The organism is Cupriavidus sp. 2KB_3 (genome assembly GCF_052115685.1).
GTDB lineage: Bacteria > Pseudomonadota > Gammaproteobacteria > Burkholderiales > Burkholderiaceae > Cupriavidus > Cupriavidus campinensis.
The window spans coordinates 99,184-112,404 of the sequence record NZ_JBFRHD010000016.1; the positions used below are offsets into that span (position 1 = coordinate 99,184).

The 13,221-nt window shown below is 67.2% G+C and carries 16 protein-coding genes and 1 tRNA gene; 13 read left to right on the forward strand and 4 right to left on the reverse strand.

What is annotated here, in order from left to right; genetic code table 11:
• Positions 1–9: 9 nt before the first annotated feature.
• From AB4120_RS18070 to AB4120_RS18130, 13 genes are all read left to right on the forward strand, one after another.
• Positions 10–1,311 carry an NAD(P)/FAD-dependent oxidoreductase gene (locus AB4120_RS18070; RefSeq protein WP_149137134.1) on the forward strand — a complete coding sequence of 434 codons (1,302 nt, stop codon included), beginning with the start codon at positions 10–12 and terminating at the stop codon, positions 1,309–1,311.
• A 51-nt stretch (positions 1,312–1,362) separates the two neighbouring features.
• Positions 1,363–2,256, forward strand: coding sequence for an EamA family transporter (locus tag AB4120_RS18075; RefSeq protein WP_149137135.1), 894 nt, complete (start codon positions 1,363–1,365; stop codon positions 2,254–2,256).
• A gap of 237 nt (positions 2,257–2,493) precedes the next feature.
• On the forward strand, positions 2,494–2,820 hold the full coding sequence (locus tag AB4120_RS18080) for a c-type cytochrome (protein ID WP_149137136.1): 327 nt from the start codon (positions 2,494–2,496) through the stop codon (positions 2,818–2,820).
• A gap of 120 nt (positions 2,821–2,940) precedes the next feature.
• Positions 2,941–3,396: a thiosulfate oxidation carrier protein SoxY gene (gene soxY / locus AB4120_RS18085; RefSeq protein ID WP_144202063.1), complete on the forward strand. Its 456-nt coding sequence runs from the start codon at positions 2,941–2,943 to the stop codon at positions 3,394–3,396.
• A 75-nt stretch (positions 3,397–3,471) separates the two neighbouring features.
• On the forward strand, positions 3,472–3,783 hold the full coding sequence (gene soxZ, locus AB4120_RS18090; protein ID WP_092300146.1) for a thiosulfate oxidation carrier complex protein SoxZ: 312 nt from the start codon (positions 3,472–3,474) through the stop codon (positions 3,781–3,783).
• 22 nt (positions 3,784–3,805) lie between these two features.
• Complete coding sequence (locus AB4120_RS18095) at positions 3,806–4,279, forward strand: DsrE family protein (RefSeq protein ID WP_144202061.1); 474 nt, start codon at positions 3,806–3,808, stop codon at positions 4,277–4,279.
• 131 nt (positions 4,280–4,410) lie between these two features.
• Complete coding sequence (gene soxA / locus AB4120_RS18100) at positions 4,411–5,250, forward strand: sulfur oxidation c-type cytochrome SoxA (RefSeq protein ID WP_149137137.1); 840 nt, start codon at positions 4,411–4,413, stop codon at positions 5,248–5,250.
• Between the two features lie 17 nt (positions 5,251–5,267).
• Positions 5,268–5,963 carry a sulfur oxidation c-type cytochrome SoxX gene (gene soxX / locus AB4120_RS18105; protein ID WP_149137138.1) on the forward strand — a complete coding sequence of 232 codons (696 nt, stop codon included), beginning with the start codon at positions 5,268–5,270 and terminating at the stop codon, positions 5,961–5,963.
• A gap of 18 nt (positions 5,964–5,981) precedes the next feature.
• Positions 5,982–7,703 carry a thiosulfohydrolase SoxB gene (gene soxB, locus AB4120_RS18110; RefSeq protein WP_441642665.1) on the forward strand — a complete coding sequence of 574 codons (1,722 nt, stop codon included), beginning with the start codon at positions 5,982–5,984 and terminating at the stop codon, positions 7,701–7,703.
• An 85-nt stretch (positions 7,704–7,788) separates the two neighbouring features.
• A tRNA-Ala gene (locus AB4120_RS18115) sits at positions 7,789–7,864 on the forward strand.
• A gap of 145 nt (positions 7,865–8,009) precedes the next feature.
• The gene (locus AB4120_RS18120) at positions 8,010–8,264 is read left to right on the forward strand and encodes a FitA-like ribbon-helix-helix domain-containing protein (protein WP_144202032.1); all 255 of its coding nucleotides are present in this window, start codon (positions 8,010–8,012) and stop codon (positions 8,262–8,264) included.
• Entirely contained in the window at positions 8,261–8,689 is a 429-nt protein-coding gene (locus AB4120_RS18125; protein ID WP_149137139.1) for a type II toxin-antitoxin system VapC family toxin, read from the forward strand. Before AB4120_RS18120 ends, AB4120_RS18125 begins: the two co-directional genes overlap by 4 nt.
• A complete protein-coding gene (locus AB4120_RS18130; protein ID WP_187645101.1) occupies positions 8,686–9,648 on the forward strand; it encodes a cation diffusion facilitator family transporter in 963 nt (320 codons plus the stop codon). Before AB4120_RS18125 ends, AB4120_RS18130 begins: the two co-directional genes overlap by 4 nt.
• Here the strand turns inward: AB4120_RS18130 and AB4120_RS18135 are convergent.
• The 4 genes from AB4120_RS18135 to AB4120_RS18150 form a co-directional block, all read right to left on the reverse strand.
• Positions 9,604–10,233, reverse strand: a complete 630-nt coding sequence (locus AB4120_RS18135; RefSeq protein ID WP_149137140.1) for a LysE family translocator — start codon at positions 10,231–10,233, stop codon at positions 9,604–9,606. The genes AB4120_RS18130 and AB4120_RS18135 overlap by 45 nt on opposite strands.
• 408 nt (positions 10,234–10,641) lie before the next feature.
• Positions 10,642–11,268: a DNA-3-methyladenine glycosylase I gene (locus tag AB4120_RS18140; RefSeq protein ID WP_149137141.1), complete on the reverse strand. Its 627-nt coding sequence runs from the start codon at positions 11,266–11,268 to the stop codon at positions 10,642–10,644.
• 163 nt (positions 11,269–11,431) lie between these two features.
• Positions 11,432–12,742, reverse strand: coding sequence for an MFS transporter (locus tag AB4120_RS18145; RefSeq protein ID WP_149137142.1), 1,311 nt, complete (start codon positions 12,740–12,742; stop codon positions 11,432–11,434).
• Positions 12,743–12,790: 48 nt separating this feature from the next.
• A complete protein-coding gene (locus AB4120_RS18150; protein ID WP_392388521.1) occupies positions 12,791–13,066 on the reverse strand; it encodes a hypothetical protein in 276 nt (91 codons plus the stop codon).
• Between the last annotated feature and the right edge of the window lie 155 nt (positions 13,067–13,221).

Here is a 13,221-nt window from a genome sequence, read left to right on the forward strand (position 1 = left end):
AAGACCCGCATGCGCAGACGCGCCGCTTTGGGAAGATTGGGAGCGCTGGGCGGCCTCATGGGGGCCGCCGCGCTGGGCATGCTGACCCCGCGCCAGGCACGCGCCGCCGCGCCGGCCCGGGTGGTGGTCATCGGCGGCGGCTTTGGCGGGGCCACCGCCGCGCGCTACCTGCGCCACTGGAGCCGGGGCGCCGTGGACGTGACGCTGGTCGAACCCGACGCGGCGTTCGTCTCCTGCCCGCTCTCGAATCTCGTGGTGGGCGGCCAGCGTGCGATGGCCGACATCACACTCCCCTATGACGCGCTGGTGCGCCGGCATGGCGTGCGTCATGTGCACGATACGGCGCTTTCGATCGACCCCACCGCGCGCACCGTGCGGCTGGCGGGAGGTGCCACGCTGCGTTACGACCGCCTCGTGCTGTCGCCGGGCGTGGAGATGCAGTCCAGCGCGATCCCCGGCCTGGCGCAGCCCGGCGGCGACCAGATCCTGCACGCCTGGAAGGCCGGCCCGCAGACCGACGCCCTGTTCCGACAGTTGGCGGCGATGCGCGACGGCGGCACCTTCGCCATCACCATTCCGCTCGCCCCGTACCGCTGCCCGCCCGGGCCATACGAGCGCGCCTGCCTTGTGGCGGACTACCTGCGCGCGCACAAGCCGCGCAGCAAGGTGCTGATTTTCGACGCCAATCCGGACATCACCTCCAAGGGCGCGCTGTTCCGCCAGGTCTGGGAGACCCGCTACCGGGGCATGATCGACTATCGGCCCCAGCACGAGACCGTGGACGTGGACCCCGTCACGCGCACCCTCAAGTTCGAAGTCCAGGACGACGAGCGCGCCGACGTGGTCAACCTGATCCCGCCACAGCGCGCCGGCGCCATCGCGGTGTCCACCGGGCTCGCCACGGCCAATGGCCGCTGGTGCGAGGTCGATTTTCTGACCATGGCCTCGCGCGTGGCGCCCGAAATCCATGTGCTGGGCGATGCCGTGCAGATCGCGCCGCTGATGCCAAAGTCCGGCACCATGGCCAACCAGCACGGCAAGGTGGCCGCCGCCGCCATCCTCCAGCTGCTGGCCGGACAGGCGCCGGACCCGACCCCGCTGTATACAAACACCTGCTACAGCTTCACGTCCGCCGACGAAGCCATCCACATCGCCAGTGTCCATCGCTACGACCCGGCCGAGCGGACGATGGTCACGGTGCCCGGCGCCGGCGGGTTATCCACAGCCCCGAACGCGCTCGAAGGGCGCTACGCGTGGGCCTGGGCGCGCAGCATCTGGTCCGACATGCTGGGCGAGGTGCTGGTAGGCTAGCGGGTTCCGGTGTGTTGCGCCTTCGTGACATGCCGCCCCCCGAACCCGACCATGCAAGCCAAAGACCGCCTTCTTGCCCTCGCCATCATCGTGGTGTGGGGTGTCAACTTCGTCGTCATCAAGGTGGGCCTCGCCGGCGTACCGCCGATGCTGCTGGGCACGCTGCGCTTCGCCCTGGTGGCGTTCCCGGCCGTCTTCTTCATCCCGCGCCCGCGCATTCCGCTGCGCATGCTGCTGGCCTATGGCGGGTTCATCAGCCTCGGCCAGTTCGCCTTTCTGTTCTATGCAATGGCGGTGGGCATGCCGGCCGGGCTGGCCTCGCTGGTCTTGCAGTCGCAGGTGTTCTTTACCGTGGCGATTGCCGGGATGTGGCTTGGCGAGCCGGTGCGCTGGCACAACATCGCCGGCATGGCGATTGCGGCAGGCGGGCTGGCGCTGATCGGCAGCGGGGCGGCGCACGGGCCGGGCGGCATGAGTGTGGCCGGCTTCGCGCTGACGCTGTGCGCGGCGTTCTGCTGGGCCTCGGGCAATATCGTCAGCAAGAAGATCGGCCCCGTGGACCTGCTCGGGCTGGTGGTCTGGGGCGGGCTGGTGCCGATCGTGCCGTTCGCGCTGCTCTCGTACTGGTTCGAAGGGCCGGCGCGGATCACGGCGGCGCTCGGCCAGATTCCGATGATGAGCGTGCTGGCGATCTGCTACCTGTCCTTCGCGGCCACGCTGTTCGGCTACACCATGTGGGGCCGCCTGCTCACGCGCTATCCGGCCAGCAAGGTGGCGCCGCTGACGCTGCTGGTGCCGGTGGTGGGGCTGATCTCGGCCCATGCGCTGCTGGGCGAGGACCTGTCGCTGGCGCAATGGCTCGGCGCGCTGGTGGTCATGGGCGGCCTGCTGCTCAACGTGTTTGGCGGGCGGCTCGGGGCCGGGCGGCGGCTGGCACGGCGCTGAACCCGGTGGCTGCGCGAGGGTTAACCCTTGATTCGACAGCGATTTGCCGTGGTTTTGTGCATACCCTTATCACTGCCGCATCCGTAGGCCGAGGGATTATTGAGGCAAAATAGCGGACTGGCCGCACCCGCCCGCAGAGGCATCGCCCCAACGGCGGCCGAGCGTGCCGCGCGGCCCGACCGATCAAGCGCGGCCATTTGCCGTCCCCACGGCTCAATCCGTTTGGAGCAACACGATATGAAGCAGTTTGTCATCGCCGCCGCGCTGTTCGCGGCCGCTGCCTCGGCGCACGCCGTGGACGCCGCCAAGGCGCAGGAAATTGCCAACAAGAACGCCTGCATGGGCTGCCATCAGGTAGACAAGAAGCTGGTGGGCCCGGCCTACAAGGAAGTGGCCGCCAAGTACAAGGGTGACAAGGGTGCCCTGGCCAAGTTGTCGGCCAAGGTGAAGAGCGGCGGTTCGGGCGTCTGGGGCCCGGTGCCGATGCCGGCGAATGCCGGTGTCAGCGACGCCGATATCAAGACGGTAGTGGAGTGGATCCTGGCCGGTTCGCCGGCCAAGTAAGCCCCATCTGGTATCGCGGGCCGCCCGGCAGCGCCGGCGGCCCGTGCTGTTTCCGGCAGGCCCGGAAGCGGCGGGCAGTGCGAGTACCGGGGTCGGCAGCAAGCAAGTACGGGACAGACGATGAATCAAAAACGACGAGAAGTTTTGCGGGTTTCCGCGGTGCTCTCGCTGATGGCGGCCACGGGCCTGATCAGCGAGGCGCAGGCCGCGGAGTGGAACAAGACGGCTTTCGACGGCAAGAGCGTGGCCGATGTGATCAAGGCGCTGGGCGGCAGCGGCACCGAGAAGAGCGGCGCCATCACCTTCAACGCGCCGGATATCGCCGAGAACGGTGCCGTGGTGCCCGTGGCCGTGACCAGCACGCTGCCGGACACCGAGCAGATCGCCATCCTGGTTGAGAAGAATCCGAATACGCTGGCGGCCGATTTCACCATCCCGGCCGGCACCGAGCCGTTCGTCTCCACGCGCGTGAAGATGGGCCAGACGTCCGTCGTGCATGCGGCGGTCAAGGCTGGCGGCAAGTGGTACGTGGCATCGAAGGAAATCAAGGTCACGCTGGGCGGCTGCGGCGGCTGACGCCCGCGCCCCCATCGCACCGATTTCCCCGATTTATCCCAAGCCACCCCGAACCACCCCGAGCAGGAGAGCCAGATGGCAGACCCGATGCGCGTCCGCGCCACCGAGAACGGCGGCGTCGTAGACGTAAAGATTCTGATGAAGCACGACATGGAAACCGGCCAGCGCAAGGATGCGGCCGGCAAGACGATTCCGGCCTGGCACATCCAGACCGTGATCGCCACGTACAAGGGGCGCGAGGTGTTCAACGCCCAGTTTGGCCCCGCCGTGTCGAAGGACCCGTTCCTGAACTTCAAGTTCAAGGGCGGCGCCAAGGGTGACAAGGTCACCGTGACCTGGGTCGACAACCGGGGCGACAAGCGCACCGACGAGGCCACCATCGCCTGAGCGGGCGAAGCGAGGAAGCAGCATGCGGCGAGCATTCATTCGGGCCACGGCGGCGCTGGCCGCCATCGGCCTCTCGGCCAGGGCGGCGGCACAGCAGGCCCCGGCCCCGGCAGGAACGGGCGCCAAGGCAGGCAAGGGCGGGCGGGTCAAGGTGGTGTACCAGTTGTCCGAGGGCATCGACCAGGCCGTGCGCGCCATGGCCAACCTGCGCAACCACCTGAACGCGGCGCCGGACACCAAGATCGTGGTGGTGGCGTTCGGCTACGGCGTGGACTTCCTCGTGGAAGGCGCCAAGGATTCGCGCGGCAACACCTTCGAGGCCGCCGTGGGCGCGCTGGGGTCGTCGGGCGTGGAGTTCCGCGTCTGCCGTAACACGCTGACCGCGCGCCGGATTTCCGAGCAAAGCCTGCTGATGGACGCCAAGATCGTGCAGGCCGGCGTGGTGGAGATCGCCCGCCTGCAGTTTGACGAAGGCTACGCGTACCTGAAGCCCTGATCGCAGTGCCTGACATCCGGCCAGGAGCCAAGCTGGCCGGATGCCGAAGTCCAGTGCAATAGAACAGTGATGCACCGCCCAGCCTCGATGAGGGGCTGACCCGGCGGTGCCATCGCGAGGAGAAGCCCCCAATGCGCAATACCCGTCGCCGCCTGCGCGGCACCGTGGCGCTGACCGCCGCCGCTATCGCCGCCGCCTCGCTGGCCGGCCTGGCCTCGCTGGCGCAAGCCCAGGGCAGCACCGCCGAGGAAATCGCCAAGTATCGCCAGATGCTGGCCGAAGGCAATCCCGCTGAACTCTGGGAAGCCGCTGGCGAGGAACTGTGGAAGAAGCCGGCCGGGCCGAAGAACGCCTCGCTCGAACAGTGCGACCTGGGCAAGGGCCCGGGCGTGACCAAGGGTGCCTACGCTGAACTCCCGCGCTACTTCAAGGACACCAACAAGGTGATGGACCTAGAGCAGCGCCTGGCCTGGTGCCGGGTGACGCTGCAGGGCCTGACCCAGGAAGAAGCAACGAAGCAGCCGTTCTCGGCATCGGGCAAGCCGTCCGACATCGAGCGGCTGGCGTCTTACCTGACCGGCGAGTCGCGCGGCGTGAAGATGAACGTGCAACTCACGCACCCCGAGGAAAAGCGCGTCTACGCGCTCGGCCAGAAGATGTTCTTCTACCGGGGCGGCGCCTATGACTTCGCCTGCGCCACCTGCCACGCCGTGGACGGCCAGCGCATCCGCCTCCAGGACCTGCCGAACCTGCTGGAGCCTAAGGGCGCCCAGGCCGCATACACCACGTGGCCGGCGTACCGCGTCTCGCAGGGCGAGGTCCGCACCATGCAGCATCGGATCTACGACTGCCTGCGCCAGCAGCGCTTCCCCGAGCCCGCCTATGGCTCCGACGTGATCACCGCCCTGTCGATGTTCCTGGCGAAAAACGCCAACGGCGGCACGTACGACGGTCCCAACATGAAGCGCTGAGGCACGGAGAGCACACGATGATGCGATACCAATCGATGGCGCTGACTGCCGTCGCCACCCTGGTCCTGGCCGCCATGGCCACGTTCAGCCTGTCGGCCCTGGCCCAGGACACCGCCAAGCCCGCCCGCGCTACCAAATCCGCCACCACGGCCCCCACCGCCAAGGTCACCGACGCCGACGTGCGCCAGATGATCGAGGCCTCCTTCACCTCGAAGGGCCCGGCCACCGTGGAAGGCGTGATCAACCAGGACGGCGCCCAGAAGGCGTGCAGCCAGTACCCTGACCGCACGCGCGTACCGGCCGCCGTGGCCAAGAAGGTGGAAGCGGCCGAGCTGAAGCAGGTGAAGTATCCGGCCGACAGCAACTGGATCGGCGACTGGAAGGAAGGCGAGAAGATCGCCCAGAACGGCCGTGGCATGCAGTTCACCGACCCGGTGGGCGGCGTGAACGGCGGCAACTGCTACGCCTGCCACCAGATGACCAAGGCCGAGATCTCCTTCGGCAATATCGGCCCGTCGCTGTACCAGTACGGCAAGCTGCGCGGCAATTCGCCGGAGGTGGTCAAGTACACCTGGGGCAAGATCTGGGACTCCAACGCCTACAGCGCCTGTTCCAACATGCCGCGTTTTGGCCACAAGGGCATCCTGACCGAGCAACAGATCCGCGATGTGATGGCGCTGCTGCTGGACCCGGCATCGCCGGTCAACCAGTAAGCCCGCGCGGCTCCGGGCATGAATCGACGCGAATTCCTGCAGGTGCTGGCCGTGGCCGGCGCGGGCGGCATGGCCTTGCCCTCCGGCGAGGCCCAGGCCGCGCGCGCCGCCCAGCAGTTCTACGATGTGCCGCGCCACGGCAACGTCCACCTGCTGCATTTCACCGATTGCCACGCCCAGCTGCGGCCCGTGCACTTCCGCGAGCCGAGCGTGAATCTGGGCGTGGGGCCGTGGGCGGGCAAGCCGCCGCACCTGGTGGGCGAGGCGTTCCTGCGCCAGTACGGCATCCGCCCGGGCACACCCGCCGCGTACGCGTTCACTTCGCTCGACTTCACCGAGGCGGCGCGCCGCTACGGCAAGGTCGGCGGGTTTGCCCACCTCGCCACGCTGGTCAAGCGCCTGCGCGCCAGCCGGCCCGGCGCGCTGCTGCTGGACGGCGGCGACACCTGGCAGGGCTCGGCCACCGCGCTGTGGACCCAGGGCCAGGACATGGTCGATGCCGCGCTGCAACTCGGCGTGGATGTCATGACGCCGCACTGGGAGATGACGCTCGGCGCGGACCGCGTGAAGGAAATCGTCGGCAAGGACTTCAAGGACCGCGTGTCCTTCCTCGCGCAGAACGTGAAGACCAACGATTTCGGCGATCCGGTGTTCGATCCGTATGTGATCCGGCACATGAACGGCGTGCCGGTGGCCATCATCGGCCAGGCCTTCCCGTACACGCCCATCGCCAATCCGCGCTACCTCGTGCCCGACTGGACCTTCGGCATCCAGGAGGAAGGCCTGCAACAGGTGATTGACGATGTGCGCGGGAAGGGCGCCCAGGTGGTGGTGGTGCTGTCGCACAACGGCATGGATGTGGACCTGAAGCTGGCCTCGCGCGTACGCGGACTGGACGCAATACTAGGCGGCCACACCCACGACGGCGTGCCGGCACCGGTGCCGGTGAAGAACCCGGGCGGGACCACGCTGGTCACCAATGCCGGCTCGAACGGCAAGTTCCTGGGGGTGCTGGATTTCGATGTGCGGAACGGCAAAGTCGTCGATTTCCGATACAAGTTGCTGCCGGTCTTCGCCAATTTCCTCCCCGCCGACCCGGACATGGATGCGCTGATCCGCAAGGTCCGCGCCCCCTACGAAGCCAAGCTTGGCGAGGTCCTGGCCGTGAACCGTGGCCTGCTGTACCGGCGCGGCAACTTCAACGGCACCTTCGACCAATTGATCCTGGACGGCCTGATGGCGGTGCAGGACGCCGAAATCGCCTTCTCCCCGGGCTTCCGCTGGGGCACCACGCTGGTGCCGGGCGAGCCGATCACCATGGAGGCGCTGATGGACCAGACCGCCATCACCTACCCGTACACCACGGTGACGGCGATGACCGGCGAGACCATCAAGACCGTGCTCGAAGACGTGGCGGACAACCTGTTCAACCCGGACCCGTACTACCAGCAGGGCGGCGACATGGTGCGCGTGGGCGGGCTGCAGTACACCATCGACCCGACCCAGCCCATGGGCCGGCGCATCAGCGACATGCGGCTGGCCGGCCGCCCGCTCGACGCCAGCAAGACCTACAAGGTAGCCGGCTGGGCCCCGGTGGCCGAGGAAGCCCGCCAGACCGGCGGCCCCCCGGTGTGGGACGTCATGGCCCAATGGCTGCGGTCAAACAAGGAAGTCAGCGCCCGGCCGCTGAACCTGCCCACCGTGCGCGGCATGGACGGCAACCCGGGCATGGTGGCCTGAGGCCCTGAGGCGCTCTCGCCGATGTGCAGTGTTGGGCGGACGCAATTGATGCCCCGCGCGGAGTTCGGTTAGAATCGTGCGTCACGGGCCGATAGCTCAGCTGGGAGAGCGCTGCGTTCGCAATGCAGAGGTCGGGAGTTCGATCCTCCTTCGGTCCACCAGGATTTCTCTTGTAAAACAACGCACTACGTCGAGAGATGTAGTGCGTTGTTTTGCTTTGGGGGCGGCGTTTTTAATGCCGCCTTGCCCCCATGCTGTCACCTTTCTATAATTGCATGCATTGAATGCAGTTTTTAAGGGGTGCCTATGCCGATGCTGACCGTGAGAAATGTGCCCGATGAGGTGCATCGCGCCCTGCGCATGCGGGCTGCCGAGCATGGCCGCAGCACCGAGGCTGAGGTCCGCGAGATTCTGGAGCGCGCGGTGAAATCCGAGCAGCGTGTGCGGATGGGTGACGCCCTGGCCGCGCTGGGCCAGCGCGCGGGCCTGACAAACGACGATTTCGCGGTGTTCGACACACAGCGTGACAAAGCGCCGGCGGAGCCGATGAAGTTCGAATGATCGTCCTCGATACCAACGTCGTCTCCGAGGCGATGAAGCCGGAGCCCAATCCGGCCGTGCGCGCTTGGCTGAACGCGCAGGTTGCGGAAACGCTGTACCTGTCCAGTGTCACGCTCGCCGAACTGCTGTTCGGGATCGGCGCCTTGCCGGAAGGCCGGCGCAAGCACGGTTTGTCCGAAACCCTCGACGGCTTGCTCGCGCTGTTCGGCGATCGCGTGTTGATGTTCGATACCGGTGCTGCCCGGCACTATGCCGAACTGGCCGTGAAGGCGCGGCTGGCGGGGAAGGGATTCCCCACGCCCGATGGCTATATCGGTGCGATTGCCGCCTCCCGGGGCTACATTGTCGCAACACGCGATACCGCCCCCTTCGAGGCCGCCGGGCTGACCGTCATCAATCCCTGGAACTCCACACAAATCCCGTGAACACCCTCGGCAAGGACTCCCCCGATCGCACCGACCCCGCCGCCCGCGCCCAGGCCGGCCGGCGCAGTACCTTTGTCAGCGTGGCCGTCAATGTCGTGCTGACCATCGCGCAGGGTGTGATCGGCGTGGTGGCGGGTTCCCAGGCGCTGGTGGCGGATGCCATCCACTCCCTTTCCGATCTGGTTTCCGATTTCCTGGTCCTGTTCGCCGGGCATCACGGCAGCAAGGACCCGGATGACGACCATCCGTACGGGCATCAGCGCTTCGAGACGGCGGCGTCGCTGGCGCTGGGGGTGATCCTGCTGGCGGTGGGGGCTGGCATGCTGTGGTCGGCCATCGGCAAGATCCAGCATCCCGAAGCGCTGCAGCCGGTGAAGGCGGTTGCGCTATGGGTGGCGATTGGCACGCTGATCTTCAAGGAACTGCTGTTCCGCTACATGCTCCGCGTGGCGGAGCGCGTGCGCTCGAGCATGCTGGTGGCCAATGCCTGGCATGCGCGGTCCGATGCGGCGTCGTCGCTGGTGGTGGCGCTTGGCATCGGCGGGAACCTGCTGGGCTATCACATCCTGGACCCCGTGGCGGCCATCATCGTCGGGCTGATGGTGGCGCGCATGGGGCTGCAGTTCGGCTGGACGGCCCTGAGCGACCTGATGGACCGCGCCGCCGATGACGACGTGGTGGCGGCCCTGCGCGCCGCCATGCTCGACACCCCGGGGGTGCTCGGCCTGCACGACCTCAAGACGCGCAAGATGGGCGATATGGTGCTGGTCGACGTGCACCTGGAGATCCGCGCCGACCTGACCGTGGAACGCGGCCACGCCATCGCCGCCGAAGCGCGCCGCCGCGCCATGCTGCGCGACGATGTGCTCAACGTGATGACCCACGTGGACCCGGTGCCGGCCCCGGCTCCCGACTCAGCGCAGGTCGCTGCGGCGGTAGAGGCTCAGGCCGACCGCTAGAAAGGCGAGCATGCCGGCGCAGCTACGGTTGATCCACTGCACGGCGCGCGCTGACAGCGTGCGCATGGCGTGGCGCCCGCCGTACGCGTAGATCGACATCATCAGGATGTCCATCAGCGCGGCGACGACTGCCAGGATCGTGTATTGCAGCGCCACCGGCTTGTCCGCGTGGACGAACTGCGGCACGAAGGCCGAGGTAAACAGCAGCGTCTTGGGGTTGGAGAGCGCCACGAACAGCGCCCGGAAGAACGCCGCCCGGCCGCTGGCCGAGGCCGCGCCGGAGGTAGCCACCAGCGCCTGCGTCGGCGCACGCCACATTCCCCACGCCAGGTAGAGCAGGTAGGCAGCGCCGATCCACTTGATGACGGTGAACCACTGCTCGGACGCCAGCAGCAGCGCGCCCAGCCCGCAGCCCACCGCGCCGATCAGGAGCAGGTCGGCCAGCGCCGCGCCGGCAATGCCGCAGGCGGCCACCCGCATGCCCCGCGTGGCGCCGTTGCTCAGCGCGAGCAGCATGGTCGGGCCGGGCGTGACCATCACTGCGGCAACCGCAATCAGGTAGAGAAAGAGGGTGGTGGCATCCATCGTGGGGGCTCCTTCGGCAGCGAACCGCCAGTGTGCCCCGATCCTCGCCCCCATGCACGGGCCCTGTGGACATCTTCGCCCTGCCTTGGGGACAACCACATGGATTGCCTGTGGCCTGCCTGGGGGCCGCGTGTGGGCGGTATACGGATATCTCGGGGGCGTGGCGGGCGATGAAACCGGGCGCGGGGCGGTTGTCCACGTATACGCGGTGCGCCGCCCATAGGCTTGTCTTTTTCCCAAGCCCCTGACGGGAAAGGGAAAAACCGGGTTATCAACGGTCAGGGGCGACGTTTACCTACTACTACTATTTATGTATACGTAAACAATATCTGTATACGTATACGCACCGTTGCCGAAACAGAAAGGCGCTGTGGATGGATTGGCCTCCAGCCAGCCTTCAGGCGAGCATCAGCGTGGCACCTTGAAAGCCTTGCGGGCCTTCAGCACCTCGGCGCGGGTGGCGCAGCCCTCGTGATGATCGTTGACCAGGCCCATGGCCTGCATCAGCGCATACATCGTGGTCGGGCCGACGAACTTCCAGCCGCGCTTCTTCAGATCCTTCGAGAGCGCCACGGACTCCGGCGACGTCGTCATCTCGCGCAGCACCTCCGGCGTGACCTTGCGGGGCCGCGACTTCGGGTCCGGCTCGAATTTCCAGAAATAGGCGGCCAGCGAGGGTTCGGTCTTCAGCAGATCCTGCGCGCAGCGGGCGTTGTGGATGGCGGCCTCGATCTTGCCCCGATGGCGGATGATGCCGGCATCGCCCAGCAGCCGCTCCACGTCGCGCGCCGTAAACCGGGCAACCTTGTCGATCTCGAAATTGGCGAACGCCTTGCGAAAATTCTCACGTTTGCGCAGGATCGTCAGCCAGCTCAGCCCGGACTGGAAGCCTTCCAGGCACAGTTTCTCGAACAGGCGCCGGTCGTCATCGACCGGAAAGCCCCATTCGTGGTCGTGGTAGTGGCAGTAATCCTCGATCGTCCCGCACCAGCTGCAGCGTACCCGGGGCTGCGAGGCGGTCTCTGGCGATGTCATGCGTGGAAGCTCCTGATGGGATGGACGGCGCGCGCTGGCGCTTTGGGTGGGATCATGCCCGCGCCAGCGGATTTGCGGAAGCCGGAATCGGACATGTAAAGCGAACACAAAAAAGGCCAACCCGAGGGTTGGCCTTCTGCCTTCCTGCGATCCTGCCGCGCGCTCAGGCGAGCCGCTTGCCGGTGCGGTCGTGCATGAACACCAGCGCCACGATGCTGATCAGCGCGGCGGCCATCACGTAGTAGGCCGGCGCAAGCTTGTTTTGCGTCGACGTGATCAGCCACGTCACGATCAGCGGGGCGAAGCCGCCGAAGATCGTCACGGCGAAGTTATACGCCAGCGAGAGGCCGGTGGAGCGTACCTCGGTCGGGAACTGCTCGGCCAGCACGGCCGGGGCCGGGCCGGTGAACGCGGCCAGCAGGATGCCCAGCACGATCTGCACCTGCAGCAGCGTGGCCGTGGTCGGCGAGACGTTGAGCCAGTGGAACAGCGGGTAGGCCAGTGCGCCGATGGCCACCGCCACCACCGTCAGCATGCGCTTGCGGCCGACGCGGTCGGACAGCATGCCCATCAGCGGGCACAGCACCAGAATGATGGCGCCGCAGATGGCGGTGGACTGGAACGTCGCGCCCAGCGGCAGGCCCAGCTGCTGCTTGGCGTACGACGGCATGTAGAACACCAGCACGTAGGTACAGACCGTCCAGAGGATGGTCACGCCCAGGCCGGCCAGCACTTCGCGCGGGTGGTCGCGCAGCACCTGCGAGAGCGGCGAAAACTTCACATTGTTCGCGCGACGCTCGGCCTGGCGCGCCTCGAACTCGGGCGGCTCTTCCAGATGCGAGCGGATGTACATGCCCACGGGCCCGATCAGCAGCCCGAACAGGAACGGGATGCGCCAGCCCCAGGCATCGATCTGCTCGGGGCTCAGGCCGTTGGTCACCAGCGCGCCCATCGCCGCGCCGAGCATGAAGGAGATGCCCTGGCTGGCCTGCTGCCAGCTGGCATAGGCGCCGCGCTCCTCGTCCGGCGCATGTTCGATCAGGAACGCGGTGGCGCCGCCAACTTCGCCGCCGGCCGAGAAGCCCTGGATCAGCCGCGCCACCACGATCAGCGCCGGGGCCCACAGGCCGATGCTGTCGTAGGTGGGCGCCAGGCCGATGATGGCCGTGCCGAGCGCCATCAGCAGGATGGTCAGCGTCAGCGCCGCCTTGCGGCCGACGCGGTCGGCGTAGACGCCGAGCACGATGGCGCCCACGGGCCGCATGAAGAAGCCCACCCCGAAGGTGGCCACGGTCAGCAGGAACGAGGTGAGGTCGTCGCCGGTGGGAAAGAACAGCTTGGCGATGATGACCGCGAAGAAGCTGTAGACGGTGAAATCGAACCATTCCAGGCCGTTTCCGATGGTCGCGGCGAGGATCGCGCGTCGTCGGGTGGCTTTGGAGAGGTCATTGGCGGTGGCAATTGTGACGGACATTACACTTTTAAATGACGGTGAAGAACAGCCGCCATCTTAAGCGAATCCTTACATTTGCCGGGTTTGCGTGTGCGGTTGGGTGGTGTCGGGCACCGTCGGGACGGCGTCTTGCTGCGGCGGAAGGGCCGGCCGCTTGCGCGTGAACCACAGCCAGAGTGCGCTGGCGATCCAGCCGGTGACGAAGACGGTATCCCCAGCATGGTTGAACAGTGCGGGGGCCAGCGGCGTGCCGAAGACGGTGGCCAGCGCGTCTGCCGGCAGCCGCGCCACGATCCACAGCAACACGGCGGGCCCGCTGCCATAGACGCCCGGCTGCCACCACAGCGCGTGGGGCAGGGCGTGAAGCGGAGCGTGGGGCTTGAACACGATGTTCGCCGGCGAGCCGGTCCGAGGCAGCTTGGGGAGGCGATCCGGGGATCGCGTGCTTTTCGCCATCATAGGCCCAATCGCCATGTGCTTGCCGTCAGGCAGCGGCCTAC